Source organism: Nocardioides sp. NPDC087217 (genome assembly GCF_044744805.1).
Classification (GTDB): domain Bacteria; phylum Actinomycetota; class Actinomycetes; order Propionibacteriales; family Nocardioidaceae; genus Nocardioides.
In genome coordinates this window covers 111,210-133,156 of the sequence record NZ_JBIUZB010000007.1, presented here as the reverse complement: position 1 = coordinate 133,156, position 21,947 = coordinate 111,210, and the positions used below count along the sequence as shown (strand labels likewise).

Below are 21,947 nucleotides of genomic sequence, written 5' to 3'. Positions count from 1 at the left end.
GCCTGAACTGACAAAGGTTTTGATCGCCAACCGCGGTGAGATCGCGGTTCGAGTGATCCGTGCATGCAAGGACGCCGGGATCGGGTCGGTCGCGATCTATGCCGAGCCCGACCGTGACGCGCTGTTCGTGCGGCTGGCCGATGAGTCCTACGCCCTGGGTGGCGCGACCCCGGCGGAGTCGTACCTCTCGATCGAGAAGATCCTCGACGTCGCCCGCCAGTCGGGTGCGGACTCGGTCCACCCCGGCTACGGGTTCTTGGCCGAGAACGCCGACTTCGCCCAGGCCGTGATCGAGGCGGGTCTGACCTGGATCGGTCCCTCCCCCGAGGCCATCGATGCGCTGGGGGACAAGGCCAAGGCCAAGCAGATCGCGCTCAAGGCCGGTGCCCCGTTGGCGCCGGGGCTCAAGGACCCGGTCAAGGACGCGACCGAGATCGTCGCCTTCGCCCAAGAGCACGGCCTGCCGGTCGCGATCAAGGCCGTCTTCGGGGGCGGTGGCCGCGGCCTGAAGGTCGCCCGGACCCTGGAGGAGATCCCCGACCTGTACGAGTCCGCGGTCCGCGAGGCCGTCGGGGCGTTCGGGCGGGGTGAGTGTCTGGTGGAGAAGTTCCTCGACAAGCCCCGTCACGTCGAGACCCAGTGCCTGGCCGATACCCACGGCAACGTCGTGGTGGTCTCCACCCGGGACTGCTCCCTGCAGCGCCGCCACCAGAAGCTGGTCGAGGAGGCCCCCGCCCCGTTCCTGTCCGAGGAGCAGAACAAGCGGCTCTATGAGTCCTCCAAGGCCATCCTGCGCGAGGCCGGCTACGTCGGCGCCGGGACCTGTGAGTTCCTCGTCGCCGCCGACGGCACCATCTCCTTCCTCGAGGTCAACACCCGCCTCCAGGTCGAACACTGCGTCTCCGAGGAAGTCACCGGCCTCGACCTGGTCCGGGAGATGTTCCGCATCGCCGCCGGCGAAGAACTCGGCTACGACGACCCCGAGGTCCGCGGCCACTCCATCGAATACCGCATCAACGCCGAAGACGGCGGCAACAACTTCATGCCCGCCCCCGGCACCCTCACCGAATGGGCACCGCCCGCCGGACCCGGGGTCCGCCTCGACGGGGGCTATGAGAAGGGCGAGACCATCCCGGGCGCCTTCGACTCGCTGATCGCCAAACTCATCATCACCGGCACCACCCGCGAACAGGCCCTCGAGCGTTCACGTCGCGCCCTGGCCGAGTTCAAGGTCGACGGCATGCCCACCGTCATCCCCTTCCACCAGGCCGTCGTGGACGACCCGGCCTACACCGCCGCCAATGGCTCTTTCGAGGTCTACACCACCTGGATCGAGACCGACTTCGACAACCAGATCACCCCCTATGCCGGTGCTATCGGCGAGGCCGAGGAGACCGGCGAACGCCAGACCGTGGTGGTCGAGGTCGGCGGCAAACGCCTCAACGTCTCCCTGCCCGCCGGCCTCGGCGGCCTCACCACCGGCGCCGGTGCCGGTGCTGCGAAGAAGCCCAAGCGGTCGGCCAAGAAGACCGGCGCGGCCGCCTCCGGCGACTCGGTCACCTCGCCGATGCAGGGCACCATCGTCAAGATCGCCGTCGACGAAGGCCAACAGGTCGCCGAGGGCGACGTCGTCGTGGTCATCGAAGCCATGAAGATGGAACAACCCCTCAAGGCCCACAAGGCCGGCACCATCACCGGCCTCAACGCCACCGTGGGCGAGACCGTCACCAACGGCGCCGTCATCGCCGAGATCAAGTAGCTGAAGGGACCTGTGATGACACCAGCGCCTGCGACTCTCCCCAGGCCCCAGTCACGCGGCAACGTGAGCATGCAGTGGCTGGCGACGGCGCCGCAGACACAGCCGCGGCACTCTCGCGACCGATCGCCGTGGGGGACCGTACACATCCGGAGGAACGGCTCCCAGCGAACGGCCTGCGGAGAGCCGACCGCGCTCTGGTACACGTTCTGGGAGCTCCCGATCAACATGACGTCTCCCGAGATGTGCCGGTCGTGCGCGCAACGTGCCGCGGGCGAGCCCGCGACCATGGCGGGTCGCTGATGCGGATCATCATCATGGGCCCGCCGGGCGCCGGTAAGGGAACTCAGGCCAAGCACCTCGCCCAGCACTTCGGCATCCCGGCCATCTCCACCGGCGACATCTTCCGCGCCAACGTATCGCTGGCCACACCACTCGGCCTGGAGGCCAAGCGCTACCTGGACGCCGGCGAGTACGTGCCGGACGAGATCACCAACAACATGGTCCGCGACCGGATCGGCGAGCCCGACGCAGCCAGCGGCTTCCTTCTCGACGGCTATCCCCGCACGCTCGCACAGGTCGAGGAGCTCGACGGGATGATCAGGCCCGCCGGCCACGAGATCGATGGCGTCATCAGCCTCGTCGTCGACGAGGACGAGGTGGTCGAGCGACTGCTGCAGCGTGCCCAGACGGAGGGCCGAGCCGACGACACCGAGGACATCATCCGCCGTCGTCAGGAGATCTACCTCGAGCAGACGGCGCCGCTCGTCGACGCCTACCGCGAGCGCGGTCTCATCGTCGAGGTCGACGGCCTCGGTGAGGTCGACGAGGTCACCAAGCGGATCCTCAGCGCCTGCGATTCATCCGCAGACGCCGTCTGCTGACACGCGAACGGCGACATCGGTTGCTGTCACACCGGGGCGGGTATCGCCCCGGTGTGACAGCCACTCAAAGCGCGTGGCGCGGGTTGGGCGACCAGGCAGAGTAGTTCGTAGCACTCGCCGTACTCGACCCTCCACCGTCAGGAGACGTGAGATGGACACGACCACTGCGATCGCCCGCTTCGACGAAGTCCGGGCCGACACCGAACGCCTCGCCGCACCCCTCTCCCCCGAAGACCAGACGGTCCAGTCGATGCCGGATGTCTCGCCGACCAAGTGGCATCGCGCCCACGTGACCTGGTTCTTCGAGACATTCGTACTGGCGGAGAACGAGCCCGGCTTCACACCGTTCCAGGACAAGTACTGGTTCCTCTTCAACAGCTACTACGAGCAGGTCGGGCCGAGGTACGCGCGGCCGATGCGTGGCGTGATCAGCCGCCCCGGTGCGTACGAGGTCGGCGACTACCGGCGCAACGTCGACGACCGGGTCCGGGACCTGCTCGACCGCGTGGACGAGGGCACCTTCGCCAAGCTCGCTCCGACCATCGAGCTCGGCTTCCACCACGAGCAGCAGCACCAGGAGCTGCTGCTGATGGACATCAAGCACGTGCTCTCGCTCAACCCGCTGCAGCCGACGTACGCCGGGCGTCCGGTCGCGGCCGGCGGGACCGACCGGCTGGGGTGGGTCGACCTCGACGGCGGCCTGGTCGAGATCGGGTCCGAGGGTGGTGGGTTCTGCTTCGACAACGAGCTGCCACGGCATCAGCAGTGGCTGGAGCCGTACCGGCTAGCCGACCGGCTGATCACCAACGGCGAGTGGCTGGAGTTCATGGCCGACGGTGGCTACCGGCGCCCGGAGCTGTGGCTCTCCGACGGCTGGGCGCGGGTCAACGCCGAGGGCTGGGAGGCGCCCTTCTACTGGCGCGACCTCGACGGAGAGTGGTTCGAGCACACCCTGCACGGCACGTCCCCGCTCGACCCGGGGCTGCCGGTCTGCCACCTGAGCCACTACGAGGCCGATGCGTACGCCACCTGGGCCGGCAAGCGCCTGCCCACCGAGGCCGAGTGGGAGCACGCTGCCCGGACGTACGAGGTGGCCGGCAACCTCGCCGACCGGGACAGCTTCCACCCACGGGCGGCCGGCCCCGCGACCGGCGGCCTGCGACAGCTCTTCGGGGACTGCTGGGAGTGGACCTCCTCGGCGTACCTGCCCTACCCGGGCTTCCACCCCGCCGCCGGCGCGATCGGCGAGTACAACGGAAAGTTCATGTCGAGCCAGATGGTGCTCCGCGGTGGCTGTGCGCTCACCCCGCCGGGACACACCCGAGCCTCGTACCGCAACTTCTTCCCGCCTGGTGCGCGCTGGCCCGTCACCGGGCTCCGGCTCGCCGACGACGGGCGTCGTGCGTGACCTGGTCGGCTGCCGTCACCTGTGCCCATCGCGGCATCCTCGGACCGCCCCACACGCACGTCGACTGGGCCTGTGACCACGACTACTGCCCCGCTCCGCTGCGGCTCGGTCCATGGACCGCCGCGGTCAGCGGCACCATCGACGACTCGTGGACGCGCGTCCTCGACAGGGCGCAGCAGGAGCGCCTGCCGGTCGGCTCTGCCATGGTCCGGATCGCCAACGAGATAGCGGTCGGCGGCTTCTCGGTTCTCCTCAGCGACGGGGAGGAGCTTGCCCTGCTGACCGGTGACGAGGGCGGCCACCTGGTCGAGCCGGCGTCCTGGGAGTACGTCGTCAGCGGCCGTCCGCTCCCGGGCGCTCCGTCCACCTCGATCCCGCCGCGCACCATCGGCGTCTTCAACCCGTGCGGGCCCACCTGGTGGCGACTCGACATGCCGCTTCACAACCCGAAGGAGAACCTCGCGTGACCCTCGACAGCACCGACCTCACCACCCTGCTGACCGCCGAGGACCTGCGCCGGAGCCTTGCGGAGGACGCCCGCACCGGCTTGAGCGCGTCGCCGAAGTGGCTCCCGCCGAAGTACTTCTACGACGAGCGCGGTTCGGAGCTGTTCGAGGAGATCACCCGGCTGCCGGAGTACTACCCGACCCGCACCGAGCGAGCGCTGCTGACCGAGCATGCCCGGGAGATCGCCGAGGCCTCCGACGCCGAGGTGCTTCTCGAGCTCGGGTCCGGTTCCTCGGAGAAGACCCGGCTCCTGCTCGACGCGCTGACTCGGACCGGCCGGCTGACGACGTACGTCCCCGTCGATGTCAGCGCCAGCGCGCTCACCCAGGCGATGGGCGCACTCGCCGAGGAGCGGCCGGGGCTCGCGCTGCACGGTGTCGTCGCCGACTTCGACCAGCATCTCGGGCAGCTGCCGATCCCGGGACGCCGGCTGATCGCGCTGCTCGGCAGCACGCTGGGCAACTACGACCGCCCCGGCCGCGAGCGGTTCCTGGGATCGGTCGCCGCCGCCATGCAGCCCGGGGAAGGTCTGCTGCTCGGGCTGGACCTGGTCAAGGACCCCGGTCAGCTGGTCGCCGCCTACGACGATTCCGCCGGCGTGACCGCCGAGTTCAACCTCAACGCGCTGCGCGTTCTCAACCAGAGTCTGGGCGCCGACTTCGATCTCGACGGGTTCCGGCACCTGGCGCGGTGGAACACCGACGAGGAGCGGATCGAGATGCGGCTGGTCGCGCAGGACTCCGCCCGCGTGGAGCTGAGCGAGCTCGAGCTCGTCATCAAGTTCGACGAAGGTGAAGAGCTCCTCACCGAGCTGTCCTGCAAGTTCCGCCGAAGCATCGCCGCACTCGAGCTCGCCGCGGCGGGATTCCGCGACCTTCGCTGGTGGACCGATCCGGAGGAGGCGTACGCGCTCGTCCTGGCCACGCGCTGAGCACGACCGCTCCGCCGGACCCTCGGCTCAGCTCAGGGCGCTTCGTCCAGCAGGGGCTGCAGCTGCGCCTGGATGGCGGCGGGCGTGGCCGAGGTGCGCAGCACGACCACGGTGGAGGACGGCTCGAGCCCTGAGGGCTGATAGCGCTCGAGGGCGACCCGCATCGCCTGGTCGAACTCGCTCTCGGGATCGGAGGTCTGGTCCCGGAGCCAGCGTCGGAGCACGTAGTTGTGGGCGGTCACGAGGTCGGCGGCCAGCAGATCGGCGCGCAGATGTCCGTCAGGCAGGTGGGACATCCACTCCCGAAGCCAGCGTGCGAACAGCCGCTGGTACTGCTGGATGCCACCCGTCTCACGGGCACGCAGGGCGGGCACCGAGCCGACCAGGCGGTAGCGCGCTCGCGCCAGCTCCCCCTCGTCGAGGTAGTGACGCAGCACCACGCGCGCCGCCTCACTCAGCGCGACGGCGCGCGTCGCCGGGGTCGCGGCGGCCAGACGCTCGTCGATGCGACCGAGCAGCAGGTCGTGCTCGGGAAAGATCACGTCGTCCTTGGACCCGAACGCGCGGAAGAAGGTCGTACGCCCGACGCCGGCGCGACGCGCGATGTCCTCGGCGGTCGTCGCGTCGAAACCGCGTTCCTCGAACAGTTCGTACGCCGCGGCGACCAGGCGATCCTTCGTCGTCGCTGATCGAGGCTTCTCGCTCATGACCTGAACCTACTTGTTGGTACGCCGTTCCGTCTATAAGGTACGGCGTACCAACACCTAGGAGGCTGCACATGAACGGGTTCAACCGCGTCGGCGTCGTCGGCGCCGGACTGATGGGGGCCGGCATCGCCGAGGTCGCCGCGCGCGCCGGCAAGGACGTCGTCCTCATCGACGCCAACCCCGCGGCCGCCGAGGCCGGCCTCGACCGGCTGCGGGCCTCCCTCGAACGGGCCGAGCAGCGCGGCAAGATCAGCGACGCCGCCGAGGTACTGGAGCGCATCACCCTCAGCAACGACCTCGAAGCACTCGCCGACCGCGACCTGGTCATCGAGGCGATCGTCGAGGACGAATCCGCCAAGACCGCGCTGTTCACCCGGCTCGACGCCATCGTCACCGACCCCGAGGCCGTGCTGGCCTCCAACACCTCCTCCATCCCGATCATGAAGCTCGCGGTCGCCACCGAGCGGCCCGCACAGGTGATCGGGCTGCACTTCTTCAACCCGGTCCCCGTGCTCTCCCTGGTGGAGCTCGTGCCCAGCCTGCTGACCGCGCCGCAGACCACCGACCGCGTGCGTAGGTTCGTCGAGAACGACCTCGGCAAGCACCCCATCGACTCCCAAGACCGGGCGGGCTTCGTGGTCAACGCGCTGCTGATCCCGTTCGTGCTCTCCGCGATCCGGATGCTGGAGTCCGGGTTCGCGACCGCCGAGGACATCGACCAGGGCCTCGTCCGCGGCGCCGCCCACCCCCAAGGACCGCTGGCGCTGGCGGACCTCATCGGGCTGGACACGACCAAGGCCGTGGCCGAGTCGCTCTACGAGGAGTTCAAGGAGCCCCTCTACGCCCCGCCCCCGCTCCTCGCGCGCATGGTCGACGCCGGTCTGCTCGGCCGCAAGACCGGCCGCGGCTTCTACCACTACTGACCCACCGAACGACCTCAACCCAGCCATCGATCAAGGAGGCACCATGTCCGACGACTTTCCCTACCTCGAGCTCGCCGACCACCACCTCGACCTGCGCGAGGCCGTGCGCGCGATCGCGGTGAACAAGATCGCTCCCTACGCCGCAGAGGTCGACGCCGCCGCGCGGTTCCCGACCGAGGCCTACGACGCGCTCGTCACCTCCGGCCTCCACGCGGCGCACGTCCCCGAGGAGTACGGCGGCGAGGGCGCCGATGCCCTGGCGACCTGCATCATCATCGAGGAGGTCGCGCGCGTGTGCGCCTCCTCCTCCCTGATCCCCGCGGTCAACAAGCTCGGCAGCCTCCCGCTCATCCTGGCCGGCTCCGAGAGCCTCAGCCAGCGATACCTCCCGCCGCTCGCCGCAGGCACCTCGACGTTCTCCTACGCCCTCTCCGAGCGCGAGGCCGGCTCCGACACCGCCTCCATGAAGACCCGCGCCGTCCGCGACGGCGACCACTGGGTGCTGAGCGGCCAGAAGTCGTGGATCAGCAACGCAGGTGTCTCCGACTACTACACGGTCCTCGCCGTCACCGATCCTGACGGCCGGCGCGGATCCAACGTGAGTGCCTTCGTCGTGGAGAAGAGCGACGAGGGGTTCACCATCGGCGCACCCGAGAAGAAGCTGGGCATCAAAGGCTCCCCCACCTGCGAGCTGATGTTCGACGCCGTCTACCTGCCCGGCGACCGCATCATCGGCGAACCCGGCACCGGCCTCCAGCTCGCCCTGCGCACCCTGGACCACACCCGCATCACGATCGCCGCCCAAGCCGTCGGCATCGCCCAGGGCGCCCTCGACCACGCGTTGGCCTACGTCCAGGAACGCCAGCAGTTCGGCAAGCACATCGCCGACTTCCAGGGGATCCAGTTCATGCTCGCCGACATGGCCATGAAGCTCGAGGCCGCCCGCCAGCTCGTCTACATCGCCGCCGCCAAGTCCCAGCGGGACGCCGGCGACCTGTCCTTCTTCGGAGCAGCCGCCAAGTGCTTCGCCAGCGACACCGCCATGGAGATCACCGTCGACGCCGTCCAGCTCCTCGGCGGAGCCGGCTACACCCAGGACTTCCCCCTCGAACGCATGATGCGCGACGCCAAGATCACCCAGATCTACGAAGGCACCAACCAGATCCAGCGCGTGGTGATGGCACGCCAGCTGCTCGGGAAGCGGTAGCCGCGGTTCAGCTCGCCCAGCAGTCGTCCCACGTCTCGTACGTCTCGTACGTCGGGTCGTCGGCGTACGTCGTCGACCAACGGGCTTCCTCGACCGTCTCGACCGTGCCGTAGTAGGTCGTCGGCTTGGTGGGAGACGTGGGCGCCGGGTCCACCTGGACCGTGACGTTCATACAGGCGCTGGTGACGGCTCCGAGCAGAACCACGGGGGCAAGCGCTCGTACGCCGGGCCACGTCGATGCTGTTCTCATGCTCACTCCTCAAGCGGTAGGTCCGCGGGCCGCCCCAGCAGCGGGTCACCTTCTGGTGGCGAGTCGGTACGCCCGGCGGAACGGTTCATGGCGTGGTCGGGGAGCCAGAGCACGAAGGTGCTCCCGGCCTTCCCGTGGCTGACCAGGACGAGCCGGCCTTCGTGACTCTCGGCGATCTGGCGGGCGATGGAGAGGCCGAGGCCCGACCCGTCGGTGACCGCGTCGTCGCCGGACGTACCGTTCCCGCGGTAGAACCGGTCGAAGACGCGTTCCTGGTTCGCCTCGTCGATCCCCGGTCCCTCGTCGGCGACCGCGGCCCAGGCCCAGCCGTCGCGGCTGCCCATGCCGACCGTGAGAGTGGAGCCGGCCGGAGCGAGTCTGACCGCGTTGGACAGCAGGTTGGCCATGACGCGCTGCAGCGCGTCGGGGTCGCCGACGACGACCGGTCCTCCATGGCTGCGCTCGACCACGCTGAGGCCGCGTGCTTCTGCCGGCAGCCGGTACTCCCGAACGGCAGCGGTGACGGCTCCGGCCAGGTCGACCTGACGGTCGGTGAAGGCCTCCGAGCGGCTGCGAGCGATGGCCAGCAGGTCCTCGATGAGGCGGCGCATCCGGCGGGTCGCCTGGAGCACGACCAGGCTGGCCTCGCGCCGCTCGGGGATCGTGGAGCGGTCATTGGCGAGGACGGCCTCGACGTTGGTGTGGATGAGGGAGACCGGGTTGCGCAGCTCGTGGGAGACGTCCTCGACGAACCGACGCTGGTCGGAGAACGCCCGGTCGAGGCGGGCGAGCATGGAGTCGATGGTGTCGGCGAGCGTACGCAGCTCGTCGTGCGGCCCGGTCGCGCCGATGCGCCGGGTGAGGTCGGAGGCATTGATCTCCTGGGCGGTGCGGGTGATCGCGCCGACCGGCCGCAGCGCGCGCCCGGCCACCCACCAGCCGATGGCCAGGCTGAGCACGAACATCACGATCAGCGCGATGATCGAGTAGTTGCGCAGCGTCTGGAGCGAGGCGTAGTTGACCGCCTCCTGGACATCGGCGAAGTCCGCGGCCTGGAACTCCTGCCCCGGCTTGTAGACGATGTGGCCGTCCTCGGTCTCGAACTTCTTGACCGTCACCGGATCCAGCGGCGCAGCGCTGATGCTGCTGGAGACCGCGAGATAGACCCCCGCGAGCAGCAGCGCGGTCACGCCGAACAGGAGCGAGGAGTACGTCAGGGTCAGCCGCACCCGCACCGTACGGAGCCACCGGGGCACCCGCGCCAGCCGGCCCGAGCTCTCACTCATGCGGTCACACCCCGGTCCAGCTCGGGCAGATCCCGAAGCCGGTAGCCGCGGCCGACGACGGTCTCGAGGGCCGGCGCCTCTTCGCCGACGGTGAGCTTGCGGCGCAGCGTGCCGACGGTGACCCGCACGGTCTGGGTGAACGGGTCGGCGTTCTCGTCCCACACGTGCTCGAGGAGCTCTTCGGCCGAGACGATGTAGGCGGGCCGGGACATCAGGTAGCGCAGGACGGAGAACTCCTTGAGCGTCAGGCCGAGCTCGCGGTCCCCCCGCCGGGCCAGCTGCCGGGCGGTGTCGAGCCGGATCGGCCCGTGCGTCAGCACGGCGGAGCCATCGCTGCTCGGCCGGCGCAGCAGCGCGCGCAGCCGCGCGGTCAGCTCGGCCAGCTCGAACGGCTTGGTCAGGTAGTCGTCGGCACCGACGTCGAGGCCGCGGACCCGGTCGTCGAGACGGTTGCGGGCGGTGAGCATCAGGATCCGCGGTGCCTCCTCGCCGGGGATCTCCAGATTCCCCGTACGCAGCGCCGCGGCCACCTCGAAGCCGCTGCCGTCGGGCAGATTGATGTCCAGGACGACGAGGTCGTAGGCGTTCACGCCGAGCTTCTCCATCGCGTCGGCGACCGATCCGGCCCCGTCGACGGCGTACCCCTCCCGCTGCAGCGCGACCCGCAGGGCGCTGACCAGGCCCGCCTGGTCCTCGACGATCAAGACCCTCACGCTCAAGAACGGTAGCGCGTGGCCGGGCCGGCGCCCATGCGTAGGAAGTAATCGCTCGGTATCGGTTCCGCCCAGCTCTTTCGGATCGCTTTCGGTGCCGTTTCCGCTGGTTTTCGCCCCTCTTCGATGTGATCGGTGCTCAGCAGAGCCATCCAGGACACAGCCAGGACACAGCCAGCCAGGGAGGTCCCCCATGTGGGAGCCAGAGCACAAGCAGCCGATCACCGAGCCGATCCGGTCCGACATCGGGACGAGTGCCGTCCTCGAGCGGGTCCTGTTCGAGGTCAAGCGCGTCGTCGTGGGACAGGACCTGATGATCGAGCGGATGCTGGTCGGGCTGCTCGCCCGCGGCCACGTGCTGCTCGAGGGTGTGCCGGGAGTCGCCAAGACCCTGGCCGTACGCACCCTCGCCGACGTCGTCGGCGGCTCGTTCGCCCGGCTCCAGTTCACCCCGGACCTGATGCCCTCCGACATCGTCGGCACCCGGGTCTGGCGGCCGTCGGCGGAGCAGTTCGACACCGAGCTGGGACCGGTCTTCGCCAACCTCGTCCTCGCCGACGAGATCAACCGGGCCCCGGCCAAGGTGCAGTCGGCGCTGCTGGAGGCGATGGCGGAGCGCCAGGTCAGCATCGGGGGCACCAGCCACCGCCTGCCCGACCCGTTCCTCGTCCTCGCCACCCAGAACCCGATCGAGAACGACGGCGTCTACCGGCTGCCCGAGGCGCAGCGCGACCGCTTCCTGCTCAAGGTCGACGTCGGCCACGTCGACGAGCTCGAGGAGATGACCATCATCCAGCGGATGGGCACGCAGCCGCCGCGCGCGGAGCAGATCCTCGACGCCACCGCGCTGCGGCACCTGCAGTCACGAGCGGACCAGGTCTTCGTCCATCACACCGTCGCGCAGTATGCCGTGAAGCTCGTCATGGCGACTCGTACGCCGCATGCCTACGGGCTCCGCCACCTCGAGGGGTTGCTGGCCTACGGCGTCAGCGCACGTGGCAGCCTCGGTCTCATCACCGCAGGTCGTGCCCTGGCGCTGCTGCGTGGGCGCGACTACGTGCTGCCCGGCGATGTCGCCGACCTGGCCGGCGACATCCTGGCCCACCGGCTGGTGCTCACCTTCGACGCCGAAGCCGACGGGGTCGACCCCCGCGCCGTCGTGGACGCCGTCCTCGCCGTCGTGCCGCAACCTCGGGCGACGCCGAGCGACGACGACTCCGAGACCGCCGAGCCTGCGCCCGATGCGGAGCTGGCCTCGTGAACCGGGCACGGCGCTCGCCCGACGGCGCCTTCCGGAGGCTGGACCTGACCGTCCAGCGGCGAGTGAGCGGACTGCTCCAGGGCGAGACCGCCGGACTGCGGCTCGGGCCGGGCAGCGACGCCGAGGAGCTGGTCCCCTACTCCCCCGGCCACGACGTACGCCGCATCGACTGGAACGCCACCGCCCGTCTGGGCGACCCGCACGTCTGGCTCACCCAGGCCGAGCACGAGCTCGAGACCTGGGTCCTGGTCGACCGCACCCCCAGCATGGCCTTCGGGACCGCGCTCGCCGAGAAGGTGGAGGTCGCCGAGGCGACCGTCTCCGCGATCGGCATCGTGGCCGACGGCCCCGGCAACCGGGTCGGACTCGGGATCCTCGATGCCGGCGGCGTACGTTGGCGCCCGCCCACCACCGGGCGCCGGGTCGCCCGCCGGCTGCTGACCACGGAGCCACCCTCGCCGCGTACGTCCGAGGCGGCGACCACCGGCCCCACCTTCGGCGCAGCGCTGGTCGAGCTCGGCCGGCGCGCCCGGATCCCGGGGTTACGGGTGATCGTGTCCGACCTGCTGCCCGCGGACGGGACCTGGGAGCGCCCCTTCGACTGGGAGCCCGCGCTGCGGCGGCTCACCGCGCGCCACGACGTGATCGTCGTCGAGATCGTGGACCCTCGCGAGCTCGACCTCCCGGCCGTCGGTCACGTCACGATCCTCGACCCGGAGACCGGTCGTCAGCACGAGGCCGACACCTCCGACCCGCGGCTGCGGGCAGCGTACGCCGAGGCGATGAGGTCGCTGCGCGAGCACAACGCGGAGGCCCTCCGGGCCGCCGGCGCGGACCACCTCCGGGTCTCGACCGACGACGACTGGGCACGCCTGCTCATCCGCCTGCTGCGCCGCCGGGCACGGCATCCCCGACCGGCCCGCTCACGCTCGGCCACGGCCACCCACTGATCGGAAGGAGCCCTCGATGAGACTCACCCAGCCCCTGTTCCTGCTCGCGCTGGTCCCGGTCGCCCTGCTCGCCATCGGCTACCTGGTGATGCAGCGCCGCCGGATCAAGTACGCCCTCCGGTTCGCCACCGCGCCCATGCTCGAGCGCCTCGTCCCCCACCGCCCACGCTGGCGCCGCCACCTGGCCGCCGGACTGGTCGTCGGTGCCCTGGCCCTGCTCGCGGTCGCCACCACCCAACCCCAGGTCCGAGCGCAGGTGCCGTACGAGCGCGCCACGATCCTGGTCGCCATCGACACCTCCGCCTCGATGTCGGCCGAGGACATGCCACCCAACCGTCTCGAGGCCGCCAAGGCAGCCGCCGTCGACTTCATCGAGCAGCTGCCACCGCGCTACAACGTCGGGCTCGTCAGCTTCTCGAGCAACGCCCGCGTCGTCTCGAGCCCGACCACCGACCACGCCCTGGTCACCCGGAGCGTCGAAGGTCTCGGCCCACCCGACGGCGGCACCGCCATCGGCGAGGCCGTCTACTCCTCGGTCAACGACCTGCGGCAGATCCTGGACGAAGCCGCCGCGGGCGGTGCGTCCGCCTCACCCTCGCCCAACGGCTCCGAGGACGACACCGACGAGAGCGGGTCCCCGGCCCACCTCGTACTCCTCTCCGACGGCGGCAACTCCGCGGGTCGCAACCCGGTGGCGGCGGCCGAGGCCGCCAGTGAGGCGGGACTGCCGGTCTCGACGATCGCCTACGGGACCGAGGGCTCCAGCGCCGCCCTGCCCGGCGGACAGTCGGTCGAGGTCCGCGAAGACACGCTGCGCCAGCTCGCCGACACCACCGGCGGCGAGTTCTACCGCGCCTCCAGCGCCGACGAGCTGCGCGAGGTCTACGACGACATCGGCACCCTCGTCGGCTACCACGTCGAATACCGCGAGATCACCGTCTGGGTCGTCATCGGCGCCATGGTCCTCGCCTTCGCCGCCGCCGCGCTCTCCCTGCGCTGGTTCGCCCGGCTCATCTAGGCACTCCGGAAAGGCACTCCCGTGAACGACACCGCATCGCCGGGGCCGGGCCTCGGCCGACCCACCGGACCCCAGCAGTGGACCATCTCGGCTCCGCCCGCGCGCGCCGCCCGCCCGCTCCAGCCCGCACCACCACCCCCGATCCGACCAGTCGCACCCCCGCCGGCACCACCGGCCGCGCCGAGCCCGACCCCCCTGTCGGCGCCCCCTCCGGCACGACGTGTGGTGCGTGACCGCTACGGCAGGGTGCGGCTGGTCGCCCCACCACGCTCCCCCGATCCACAGGGCCCGCCGACCGGCGCTCCCCCGGAGCCGCCAGCGGCGCTGGCCAAGCGTCCACGACGTACCCGCACCGTCACGCTCACCCTCGCGGCGGCCGTCCTCGCGGGTGCGGCGACCAGCGGCGCGATCACCCTCATCGCCCCGGACCCCGAGCCCGGCGCGGGCACCATCGCCGCACCGGCCCCAGCACCCCAGGGGGGCGCGCCGACCAACGCCACCGAGGCCGCCGCCCAGCGCATCCTGCCCAGCGTGGTGCAGGTTCGTGCGGGACGCGGCACGGGTTCCGGGGTCGCCATCGACGGCGTCGGTCATGTGGTCACCAACGCCCACGTCGTCCAGGGCTCGGACTCGGTGAGCCTGGTGCTCGCCGACGGCAGCACCACCTCGGGTCGCGTCATCGGCAGCGACGAGCGCAACGACATCGCGGTGATCGCCACCAACCCCAATGCCGTACGCGCGGCCACCATCGGTCAGAGCGGCAACCTCCGGATCGGGCAGCCCGTGATCGCCGTCGGCTCGCCCCTCGGTCTCAACGGTACGGTGACCTCCGGCATCGTCAGCTCACCCCACCGCTCCTCCGGATCGAGGCCCGAGATGATCCAGACCGACGCCGCCATCAACCCCGGCAACTCCGGCGGCCCGCTGGTCGACCTCCAGGGCCGCGTCGTCGGGATCAACACCTCCATCGCCACCCTCGGCGGCCCCAGCGGCAACATCGGCATCGGCTTCGCCGTCCCCATCGACCGCGTACGCACCGTCGCCCAGGCCCTGATCAGCCAAGGCTGAGCGCGACGCCGGGACGGCTCACCCGACCGGCCCGTCGCTCAACTCAGCCACCCCCGGTCGCCGATCACCGTGGCCAGCTCGTCGGTGCGCTGATCGGTCCATCCCGGCGGCGGCAGGATCGACGCCCACGCGTGCACCGGTGCGGTGCCGAACTGGTGGCCCTGCCCGCTGGGCACGGAGTTGGCGGAGAACTGGTCGACACCCAGCTGCAGCATCGTCACCCCGGGGATCCAGCGTACGTTCGGGGAGACGTCGCGGCCGCGCTCCTCCTCCAGCCAGTCCGGGCGCTCCAGCGCCAACGACGGCGACCACCAGGTGATCGGGTCGTTCGCGTGCTGGAGGTATCCGATCCGGGTGCCGTCCCAGGCCCCGGGCAGCTCCCACTCCTCGGGCCGGTCGGCGAAGCGTACGATCTCGCCGTCGTCAAGGATCGGCAGCACCTGCGGGGTCCCCGGCTCGCGTTCCTCGGTGAACCGGTTCCAGAGCCGGTTGTCGGCGGTCGGGCCGACGAACAGGCCGCCGTCGGTGCGGGTCGCGAGATCCTGCGCTCCGCTGAAGGCGGCCTCGCCGCCGAAGCTGCCCAGGCTCTCCCCGCTCACCACCAGCAGCGGGCGTTCGGCCTCGGGGATCTCCAGCCAGCGTCCGTAGACGGCGTCGAAGAGCGCCAGGCCGGCGTCCTGCGCACGCTGGCGGTCCAGGACGAAGGACATCCAGCTCGGGAGGTAGGAGTACTGCAGGCTGACCGTCGCCGTGTCGCCACCCCACATGAACTCCAGCGCCTGAGCCTGGTTCTCGTTGATCCAACCTCTGCCCGTGCCGGTCACCACGTTGATCACGGCGCGGTCGAAGCCGCCCAGCGCGTCGAGCTCGGCCACCGCGGCCTGCGCCTCGTCGCGGATGTCGACGCCTTCGGCGCCGGCCCCGATGTAGGCACGCACCGGCTGCTGGGCAGGCTCCTGGGTGAACTCGCCGATGTCCGCGGCGGTCGGCGCGCTCGCGATGAAGACCCGTCCCTGGCGGCCCAGGTCCTCCCATGCCTGGGACGAGGCCGGGCCGGCAGTGAGCTCGGGCGTCGTGGGAACGGGTACGCCGGTGGTGAACTCCTCGTTGATCGTGGCGAAGCTGGAGTCGAGTGCTCCCAGCAGCCGGTTGCCACCCACCCCGACGGCCAGCTCGTAGATCAGGACCGCAGCGATCAGGCCGCCGATCACGGTGGATGCCGCGGCCGGAAGGAAACGGCCGACGAACCGGCCGATCGAGCGGCCCAGCGCCCTGATCGCCCGCGACAGTCCGAGGAACAGCGCGAACAGGACCGCGGTGATCAGCACGGTGAGCACCAGGTGCCAGAAGCCCACCCGGTCGACCCCGACCAGGTCGCGTACCTCGTTCTCCCACCGCAACGACAGGCCCAGCACGATCAGGGTGCCGACGCCGCCGACGCCGCCGAGAACCCGCCAGGCGATCACCCGTGCTCTACCGGTCAACCGGCCACCACAGCTGCGGACCAGCCATCCCGCCAACGCGCCCGCGCCGTACCCGGCCAGCATGCACAGCGCGGTGAGCAGCGCTTGGAAGAGCGCGGTCCGCGGCATCAACGACGGAGTCAGCGACGCCCAGAGAAGCACCACCATGCCGGCCGTCGCCGCGAACGGCGCTCGCAGCTGCCTTCGCAGCACGCTCACCACTCGAGCGACCCGCGGGCGCCCGATGTCGCTCATCGCCAACCCTTCATACGGGAATGATCCCCGAACTACAGGTGAGCCCGTCCGCAAATCAGGGCTTTATCTGCGGAGAGTTGAAGTCAGCGTCGTCACTTCGCGGGATGGACCATCGCGTCGACCGCGACGGTCACGGCCAGGATGAGGGCTGCTTCCTCGCCGGGCGCGACCTCGACCCCGTAGGTGTCGCGGACCCGGAACCACTTCTTGGACACCTCGGCGATCTTGCGTCCGTCAGCCTCGATGTCGTACTCGTGGTCGACGATGTTGCCCTGGACCGTCCAGTCCTCACCCTGCTCGCGGTCGACCTTCCAGCGATCACGCAAGGGCGAGATGAGCGCCTTGTGCACGAGGGCGAGCTTCTCGCCGTCGGCGTCCTCGATCGCCATCGAGTCCCGGATGTGCAGGACCCTCGTCTGAATGCGGCACACCTTGTTGCCGTGGGCGTCCTCGAGATCGAACGTGTCGCGCAGCCGCAACGCCTTGCCATCGACGCGGAAGACCCGGTCGCCGTCCTCGTTCTCGATCCAGTAGTCGTCACCGATCGAAATCATCTTCTGGCGCATCTGGAAGCGGTTGGCGCTCCCGCCACGCCCGAAGGCCTGGCGCTCCTCTTGTCGCTTGTCGCGTCGGTCTCGAAAGCCCATCGTCGTCTCCCTTCATAGGACCATCTCAGGGTCGTCGCAGACGAGGCGTCGCGGATCACACGTTCCGGGTGAGGTGGACGGATCGGATCCGACATGAGATCGGGAGGCTGCCGTACGCACCTTCGTCAGCGAACCTGGCACCGCGTCCGGGCCCCGGACGCGGAAAAAACAGATCAATGACCCTGTTAGCAACCCGTCCGGGAGTGTAAAGATGCGAACGGTTGCTACCGACAACAACTGGGCTCACCCGCCAAGGAAACAGGAGCCAGCATGAGTTCTGACGCTGCCACCACCGAAGCACCTGCCGTGGCGAAGATGAGTCTCCCGACCCTGACCGGGATGGTCGTGGGCGGGATGGTCGGCGCCGGGGTCTTCTCGTTACCAGCCAGGTTCGGGGTCGCCACCGGCATCCTCGGCTCACTGATCGCGTGGGCGATCGCGGGTGCCGGGATGCTCATGCTGGCGTTCGTGTTCCAGACCCTCGCGGTCCGCAAGCCCGAGCTCGACTCCGGGGTCTTCATCTACGCCAAGGCCGGCTTCGGCGACTACGCGGGCTTCAACTCCGCGATCGGCTTCTGGGCCAGCTCCGTGGCCGGCAACACCTTCTACTGGGTCTTCATAGGCGCCACCATCGGCGCGTTCTACGACGGCTTCGGGGACGGCGACACCGTGCTCGCGGTCGCGCTCTCGACCGTGGGGGTGTGGCTCTTCCACTATCTGATCGCGCGCGGCGTCCGGGACGCCGCCGTGATCAACCGGATCGTCACGATCTTCAAGGTGCTGCCGATCCTGGTGTTCATCGTGGTGCTCTTCATCTCCTTCGACGCCGGCGTCTTCGCCGACAACTGGGTCGCGACCGGCTACGGCGATCTCGGCAGCCTCGACGAGCAGATCCGCAACACCATGCTGATCACCACCTTCGTCTTCATCGGCATCGAAGGTGCCAGCGTCTACTCCCGCTACGCCAAGAAGCGCGAGGACGTCGGGAAGGCGACCGTGCTGGGCTTCCTCAGCGTGCTGTCGATCTTCGCGCTGGTCACCCTGTCCAGCTACTCCGTCGTCCCGCAGCCCGAGCTGGCCGCCACCCGGCAGCCGTCGATGGTCGGGGTCTTCGAGTCGGTGGTCGGCGACTGGGGCGAGGTGTTCATCAGCGTTGCGGTGATCGTGTCGGTCCTGGGCGCCTACCTCGCCTGGACGCTGATGGCGGCCGAGGTCATGTACGTCCCGGCCCGCTCCGACGACATGCCCGCCTTCCTGGGTCAGGAGAACCGGAACGGCACCCCGATCACCGCGCTCGTGGTGACGTCACTGGCCGTTCAGGGGCTCCTCGCCCTCACCCTGTTCGTCAACGACGCGCTCAACTTCATGCTCGATCTCGCCACCAGCCTGGCGATCCTGCCCTACCTGCTGGCCGCCGCGTACGCACTCAAGCTCGGCCTGACGGGCGAGGCGTACGAAGGGGTGTCGGCCGGCGTACGTCGCAAGGAGACGATCGTGGCCGGCATCGCGACGGCGTACACGATCTTCCTCTTCGACGCCGCCGGTCTGAAGTTCGTGCTGCTGATGACGCTGATCCTCGCGCCGGCGTCGCTGCTGTACGTCAAGGCCCGCAGCGAGCGTGGCAGGAGGATCTTCAGTCCCACCGAGATCGCGCTGTTGGTCGCGATCCTCATCGGAGCGGCGATCGGCGTCGTCGGCCTGTGGACCGGCCGGGTCTCCCTCTGATCTCCATCCCCGACAGAAAGGCATCCCATGTCCGAGCAGGAGTCCGCGTACGGCGTCCACTCCGAGGTCGGCAGGCTCAGGAAGGTGCTCGTCTGCGCACCCGGCCTGGCCCACCGCCGGCTCACTCCCAGCAACAACGACGAGCTGCTCTTCGACGACGTCATGTGGGTCGAGAACGCTCAGCGCGACCACGCCGACTTCGTGAACAAGCTGACCCAGCGTGGTGTCGAGGTCGTCGAGCTGCACGACCTGCTGGCGCAGACGCTCGCGGTCGCCGGCGCCAAGGACTGGATCCTCGACCGCAAGATCGTGCCGAACCAGGTCGGTCTCGGACTGGTCGATGACACCCGCACCTACCTCGAGTCGGTCTCGGACCGGCAACTGGCGGAGTTCCTCATCGGTGGCCTCGCAACCAGCGACCTGCCCGGCGACTTCCGCTCCGACTACGTCGGCCTCGCGCGGGAGTCGACCGGTGCCCGGGAGTATCTGATGCCGCCGCTGCCGAACACGCTCTATACCCGGGACACGACCTGCTGGCTGTACGGCGGGCTGACCATGAACCCGCTCTACTGGCCGGCCCGCAAGGACGAGACGCTCCTCTACAAGGCCATCTACCAGCACCATCCCGACTACGTCGGCTCGACCGTGTGGTGGGGCGACCCCGAGAAGGACTGGGGGCAGGCCAGCTTCGAGGGCGGCGACGTGATGCCGGTCGGCAACGGGGTGGTCCTCGTCGGCATGAGCGAGCGCACCTCCCGCCAGGCGATCACCCAGGTCGCCAAAGCCCTCTTCGAGAAGGGCGCCGCGGAGAAGGTCATCGTCGCCGGGATGCCGAAGCTGCGGGCCGCCATGCATCTCGACACCGTGTTCACGTTCGTCGACCGCGACATCGTCACGCTCTATCCGACGATCATGGACGCGGTCCACACGTTCACGCTGGTGCCCTCCGACAAGTCACCCGGGGTCGAGGTGATCGACCACGGCGACGCGGCCTTCGTCGACGTCGTGGCGCAGGCGCTCGGGCTGCCCGAGCTCCAGGTGATCGACACCGGCGGGGACGTCTACCAGTCCGAGCGGCAGCAGTGGGACAGCGGCAACAACGCGGTCGCGCTCGAGCCCGGCGTGGTGTTCACCTACGACCGCAACACCCTCACCAACACGCTGCTGCGCAAGGCGGGGGTCGAGGTCATCACCATCGTGGGCGCCGAGCTCGGTCGGGGCCGCGGTGGCGGACACTGTATGACCTGCCCGATCAGCCGCGATCCCGTGGAGTTCTGAGTCATCGCGGCCGCGCAGTGAGCACACCGGAGAGCCCCGACGTCAGCGACGCCCGCCCCGGACGTCGTGCCTGGATCACGCGCGTCGTCCTGCTGGTGGTGGCCGCGCTCAGCACCGTCACCATCGTGGGCCTGATCGGACGGGTCGACTGGGAGGCGGCCCGGGACGCGCTGACGCACCTCAGCTGGTGGCATCACATCGTGCTGCTCGTCATCGTGGTGGCTCGTCAGATCCTGCTGGCGATGCCGCTGAGCTTCTTCATCCGCGGCGTGACGTTCTACCGGGCCACCATCAACGACCTCGGTGCGACGCTGATGTACCTCATCGCTCCGCCACCGAGCGACATCGCGCTTCGGGTCGCGATGTTCAAGTCGTGGGGGGTCAGTCCCGCCAAGGGCCTCGCCGGCACCGTGATGAACTCGCTGACGTTCTACGTCGCGAGGTTCTCGGCTCCGCTCGTCGGATTCATGCTGCTGCTGGCCATCGGCGAGGATGCGTCGTTCCGGTTGCTCGAGCTGCTCAGCATCGCGATCGCGGTCGCCACCCTCGTGATCGTTCTCATGATCGTACGCAGCGACGCGCTCGCGCGCGCCGTCGGAACCCGCGCTGGGCTGATCGTGCGCCGGTTCCGAAAGACGGTCGACCCCGACCGCTGGGCCGACAGGTGCCAGAACTTCCGTGCCGACATCGCCGAGCGGTTCCACAGCGGGTTCCCCCTGGCGGTGCTCTCTCAGGTCGGCATGATGGTCGTCGACTTCGCCGCGCTCACGCTGTGCCTACGATTCGTCGGGGTCACGGCGGACGAGGTGGGCCTCGTATGGATCGCGATCGCCTACCTGTTCGCCTTCCCGTTCACCGTGTTCCCCCTCTGGGGGATCGGCATCGTCGACGCCCTCCTCCTCGCCACCCTGGTCGAGGCCGGTGGCCTCGAGATCGAGGCTGCGGCCGTGGCCGGGATCCTCGTGTGGCGGGTGTACACCGTGGCCGTGCCGGTGCTGCTCGGCGCCGTCGCCGTCGCGGCCTGGCGGCGCGAGGTCGCTGTGGCCGATGCCTCCCCGGCCGCCCCCACGCGTCCCGAGTGAGACAGCTACTACTTCTTGAACTTGTCCTTGACGTCCTCGACGGTGTTCTTGGCCGAAGCCTTGGCCCGATCCATCTTTCCCTCGGCCTGGAGGGAGCGGTCGTTCGTCGTCTTCCCAGTAACCACCTTGGCCTTGCCGAGAGCCCCCTTGGCGGCGTTCTTGGCCTTGTCGATCATGCTCATCGTCGGTCTCCTTCGGTTGTGTCGTGATGGATGGTGAGGGGTTCAGGGGGTGCGGTCAGCGCACGCGCACGTTGGACTGTTGCCGCGCCTTCCCACGCCGCGGCGAGTCGACCAGGATCCGGCAGGTGATCGCCTGGTCGGGGAACGCCGCAGCCAGGTCGCGGGTGCAGATCTCGGCTGCGTCGGTGATCGACGCGGTCGAGGCGACGGGGTCGATCCGTCCACGCAGCAGGATCACCGGCCGTGACCGGATGGTGACGACCGTTCCGGTGACGCCGGTGAGGGCAGCCATACTCTCGAGCCTACCCCCGGAGGTATCGGCGATCGAGCGGAGATCGGCCTGGACGCAACCGATCTCGTCGCTCGTCCGGAGCCGCAGGGTCGAGGGACCGCGCCGGCGCAGGTGCGCCAGCAGCCACATCAACCCGAGGAACCGAGGACAGATG

22 protein-coding genes are annotated in these 21,947 nt (G+C 69.6%); 14 read left to right on the top strand and 8 right to left on the bottom strand.

What is annotated here, in order from left to right; all coding sequences use genetic code 11:
- Nucleotides 1-7 precede the first annotated feature (7 nt).
- The 5 genes from ACIO3S_RS25470 (at nt 8) to egtD (ending at nt 5,486) form a co-directional block, all read left to right on the top strand.
- A complete protein-coding gene (locus ACIO3S_RS25470) occupies nt 8-1,759 on the top strand; it encodes an acetyl/propionyl/methylcrotonyl-CoA carboxylase subunit alpha (protein WP_400468865.1) in 1,752 nt (583 codons plus the stop codon).
- 299 nt (nt 1,760-2,058) lie between these two features.
- Nucleotides 2,059-2,640: an adenylate kinase gene (locus ACIO3S_RS25465; RefSeq protein ID WP_400468864.1), complete on the top strand. Its 582-nt coding sequence runs from the start codon at nt 2,059-2,061 to the stop codon at nt 2,638-2,640.
- A 151-nt stretch (nt 2,641-2,791) separates the two neighbouring features.
- Nucleotides 2,792-4,048: an ergothioneine biosynthesis protein EgtB gene (gene egtB, locus ACIO3S_RS25460; protein ID WP_400468677.1), complete on the top strand. Its 1,257-nt coding sequence runs from the start codon at nt 2,792-2,794 to the stop codon at nt 4,046-4,048.
- Nucleotides 4,045-4,515 (top strand): hypothetical protein, encoded by a 471-nt coding sequence (locus tag ACIO3S_RS25455; protein WP_400468675.1) that lies wholly within the window; start codon nt 4,045-4,047, stop codon nt 4,513-4,515. The genes egtB and ACIO3S_RS25455 overlap by 4 nt, the downstream gene beginning before the upstream one ends.
- Nucleotides 4,512-5,486: an L-histidine N(alpha)-methyltransferase gene (gene egtD, locus ACIO3S_RS25450; protein ID WP_400468674.1), complete on the top strand. Its 975-nt coding sequence runs from the start codon at nt 4,512-4,514 to the stop codon at nt 5,484-5,486. The genes ACIO3S_RS25455 and egtD overlap by 4 nt, the downstream gene beginning before the upstream one ends.
- Nucleotides 5,487-5,518: 32 nt before the next feature.
- Here egtD and ACIO3S_RS25445 read toward each other — a convergent pair whose 3' ends face one another.
- On the bottom strand, nt 5,519-6,193 hold the full coding sequence (locus tag ACIO3S_RS25445; RefSeq protein WP_400468672.1) for a TetR family transcriptional regulator: 675 nt from the start codon (nt 6,191-6,193) through the stop codon (nt 5,519-5,521).
- A gap of 71 nt (nt 6,194-6,264) precedes the next feature.
- On the opposite strand from ACIO3S_RS25445, the gene ACIO3S_RS25440 reads away from it, so the two are divergent.
- Together ACIO3S_RS25440 and ACIO3S_RS25435 are read left to right on the top strand one after the other, a co-directional pair.
- The gene (locus tag ACIO3S_RS25440) at nt 6,265-7,116 is read left to right on the top strand and encodes a 3-hydroxybutyryl-CoA dehydrogenase (protein WP_400468670.1); all 852 of its coding nucleotides are present in this window, start codon (nt 6,265-6,267) and stop codon (nt 7,114-7,116) included.
- 43 nt (nt 7,117-7,159) lie between these two features.
- Nucleotides 7,160-8,323 carry an acyl-CoA dehydrogenase family protein gene (locus tag ACIO3S_RS25435; protein WP_400468668.1) on the top strand — a complete coding sequence of 388 codons (1,164 nt, stop codon included), beginning with the start codon at nt 7,160-7,162 and terminating at the stop codon, nt 8,321-8,323.
- Nucleotides 8,324-8,330: 7 nt separating this feature from the next.
- Here the strand turns inward: ACIO3S_RS25435 and ACIO3S_RS25430 are convergent, their stop codons facing one another.
- From ACIO3S_RS25430 to ACIO3S_RS25420, 3 genes are read right to left on the bottom strand one after another with little or no spacing between them, the layout of a single operon-like run.
- A complete protein-coding gene (locus ACIO3S_RS25430; protein ID WP_400468666.1) occupies nt 8,331-8,573 on the bottom strand; it encodes a hypothetical protein in 243 nt (80 codons plus the stop codon).
- Nucleotides 8,574-8,575: 2 nt separating this feature from the next.
- A complete protein-coding gene (locus ACIO3S_RS25425; protein WP_400468664.1) occupies nt 8,576-9,859 on the bottom strand; it encodes a sensor histidine kinase in 1,284 nt (427 codons plus the stop codon).
- On the bottom strand, nt 9,856-10,572 hold the full coding sequence (locus ACIO3S_RS25420; protein ID WP_400468663.1) for a response regulator transcription factor: 717 nt from the start codon (nt 10,570-10,572) through the stop codon (nt 9,856-9,858). The genes ACIO3S_RS25425 and ACIO3S_RS25420 overlap by 4 nt, the downstream gene beginning before the upstream one ends.
- Nucleotides 10,573-10,765: 193 nt before the next feature.
- On the opposite strand from ACIO3S_RS25420, the gene ACIO3S_RS25415 reads away from it, so the two are divergent.
- The 4 genes from ACIO3S_RS25415 to ACIO3S_RS25400 all read left to right on the top strand — a co-directional run bounded on the left by ACIO3S_RS25415 (nt 10,766) and on the right by ACIO3S_RS25400 (nt 14,869).
- Nucleotides 10,766-11,833: an AAA family ATPase gene (locus ACIO3S_RS25415; RefSeq protein ID WP_400468661.1), complete on the top strand. Its 1,068-nt coding sequence runs from the start codon at nt 10,766-10,768 to the stop codon at nt 11,831-11,833.
- The gene (locus ACIO3S_RS25410; RefSeq protein WP_400468659.1) at nt 11,830-12,783 is read left to right on the top strand and encodes a DUF58 domain-containing protein; all 954 of its coding nucleotides are present in this window, start codon (nt 11,830-11,832) and stop codon (nt 12,781-12,783) included. Before ACIO3S_RS25415 ends, ACIO3S_RS25410 begins: the two co-directional genes overlap by 4 nt.
- 16 nt (nt 12,784-12,799) lie before the next feature.
- A complete protein-coding gene (locus ACIO3S_RS25405) occupies nt 12,800-13,801 on the top strand; it encodes a VWA domain-containing protein (RefSeq protein ID WP_400468657.1) in 1,002 nt (333 codons plus the stop codon).
- A gap of 225 nt (nt 13,802-14,026) precedes the next feature.
- Nucleotides 14,027-14,869 carry a S1C family serine protease gene (locus ACIO3S_RS25400; protein WP_400468655.1) on the top strand — a complete coding sequence of 281 codons (843 nt, stop codon included), beginning with the start codon at nt 14,027-14,029 and terminating at the stop codon, nt 14,867-14,869.
- Nucleotides 14,870-14,907: 38 nt separating this feature from the next.
- Here the strand turns inward: ACIO3S_RS25400 and ACIO3S_RS25395 are convergent, their stop codons facing one another.
- Together ACIO3S_RS25395 and ACIO3S_RS25390 are read right to left on the bottom strand one after the other, a co-directional pair.
- Nucleotides 14,908-16,587, bottom strand: coding sequence for an alpha/beta hydrolase (locus ACIO3S_RS25395; RefSeq protein ID WP_400468654.1), 1,680 nt, complete (start codon nt 16,585-16,587; stop codon nt 14,908-14,910).
- A gap of 92 nt (nt 16,588-16,679) precedes the next feature.
- Nucleotides 16,680-17,234: an LURP-one-related family protein gene (locus ACIO3S_RS25390; RefSeq protein ID WP_350842419.1), complete on the bottom strand. Its 555-nt coding sequence runs from the start codon at nt 17,232-17,234 to the stop codon at nt 16,680-16,682.
- Between the two features lie 270 nt (nt 17,235-17,504).
- On the opposite strand from ACIO3S_RS25390, the gene ACIO3S_RS25385 reads away from it, so the two are divergent.
- Genes ACIO3S_RS25385 through ACIO3S_RS25375 form a run of 3 tightly spaced genes read left to right on the top strand, consistent with a single transcriptional unit; the run spans nt 17,505 to nt 21,319 of the window.
- On the top strand, nt 17,505-18,959 hold the full coding sequence (locus ACIO3S_RS25385; RefSeq protein WP_400468653.1) for a basic amino acid/polyamine antiporter: 1,455 nt from the start codon (nt 17,505-17,507) through the stop codon (nt 18,957-18,959).
- Nucleotides 18,960-18,986: 27 nt separating this feature from the next.
- Nucleotides 18,987-20,237, top strand: coding sequence for an arginine deiminase (locus ACIO3S_RS25380; RefSeq protein WP_400468651.1), 1,251 nt, complete (start codon nt 18,987-18,989; stop codon nt 20,235-20,237).
- Nucleotides 20,238-20,254: 17 nt separating this feature from the next.
- A complete protein-coding gene (locus ACIO3S_RS25375; RefSeq protein ID WP_400468649.1) occupies nt 20,255-21,319 on the top strand; it encodes a lysylphosphatidylglycerol synthase domain-containing protein in 1,065 nt (354 codons plus the stop codon).
- An 8-nt stretch (nt 21,320-21,327) separates the two neighbouring features.
- Here ACIO3S_RS25375 and ACIO3S_RS25370 read toward each other — a convergent pair whose 3' ends face one another.
- A complete protein-coding gene (locus ACIO3S_RS25370; RefSeq protein WP_160022078.1) occupies nt 21,328-21,501 on the bottom strand; it encodes a CsbD family protein in 174 nt (57 codons plus the stop codon).
- A gap of 55 nt (nt 21,502-21,556) precedes the next feature.
- A complete protein-coding gene (locus ACIO3S_RS25365) occupies nt 21,557-21,793 on the bottom strand; it encodes a hypothetical protein (RefSeq protein WP_400468647.1) in 237 nt (78 codons plus the stop codon).
- Nucleotides 21,794-21,947 lie beyond the last annotated feature (154 nt).

What these genes read in the sequence shown, in the direction of transcription:
- ACIO3S_RS25435 (WP_400468668.1), top strand. Translation starts at nt 7,160, where the DNA reads ATGTCCGACGACTTTCCCTACCTCGAGCTCGCCGACCACCACCTCGAC.
- ACIO3S_RS25405 (WP_400468657.1), top strand. Translation starts at nt 12,800, where the DNA reads ATGAGACTCACCCAGCCCCTGTTCCTGCTCGCGCTGGTCCCGGTCGCC.
- ACIO3S_RS25395 (WP_400468654.1), bottom strand. Translation starts at nt 16,587, where the DNA reads ATGAGCGACATCGGGCGCCCGCGGGTCGCTCGAGTGGTGAGCGTGCTG.
- ACIO3S_RS25445 (WP_400468672.1), bottom strand. Translation starts at nt 6,193, where the DNA reads ATGAGCGAGAAGCCTCGATCAGCGACGACGAAGGATCGCCTGGTCGCC.
- ACIO3S_RS25370 (WP_160022078.1), bottom strand. Translation starts at nt 21,501, where the DNA reads ATGAGCATGATCGACAAGGCCAAGAACGCCGCCAAGGGGGCTCTCGGC.
- ACIO3S_RS25390 (WP_350842419.1), bottom strand. Translation starts at nt 17,234, where the DNA reads ATGGGCTTTCGAGACCGACGCGACAAGCGACAAGAGGAGCGCCAGGCC.
- ACIO3S_RS25365 (WP_400468647.1), bottom strand. Translation starts at nt 21,793, where the DNA reads ATGGCTGCCCTCACCGGCGTCACCGGAACGGTCGTCACCATCCGGTCA.
- ACIO3S_RS25425 (WP_400468664.1), bottom strand. Translation starts at nt 9,859, where the DNA reads ATGAGTGAGAGCTCGGGCCGGCTGGCGCGGGTGCCCCGGTGGCTCCGT.
- ACIO3S_RS25465 (WP_400468864.1), top strand. Translation starts at nt 2,059, where the DNA reads ATGCGGATCATCATCATGGGCCCGCCGGGCGCCGGTAAGGGAACTCAG.
- ACIO3S_RS25385 (WP_400468653.1), top strand. Translation starts at nt 17,505, where the DNA reads ATGAGTTCTGACGCTGCCACCACCGAAGCACCTGCCGTGGCGAAGATG.
- egtB (WP_400468677.1), top strand. Translation starts at nt 2,792, where the DNA reads ATGGACACGACCACTGCGATCGCCCGCTTCGACGAAGTCCGGGCCGAC.
- ACIO3S_RS25415 (WP_400468661.1), top strand. Translation starts at nt 10,766, where the DNA reads ATGTGGGAGCCAGAGCACAAGCAGCCGATCACCGAGCCGATCCGGTCC.
- ACIO3S_RS25380 (WP_400468651.1), top strand. Translation starts at nt 18,987, where the DNA reads ATGTCCGAGCAGGAGTCCGCGTACGGCGTCCACTCCGAGGTCGGCAGG.
- ACIO3S_RS25440 (WP_400468670.1), top strand. Translation starts at nt 6,265, where the DNA reads ATGAACGGGTTCAACCGCGTCGGCGTCGTCGGCGCCGGACTGATGGGG.
- ACIO3S_RS25430 (WP_400468666.1), bottom strand. Translation starts at nt 8,573, where the DNA reads ATGAGAACAGCATCGACGTGGCCCGGCGTACGAGCGCTTGCCCCCGTG.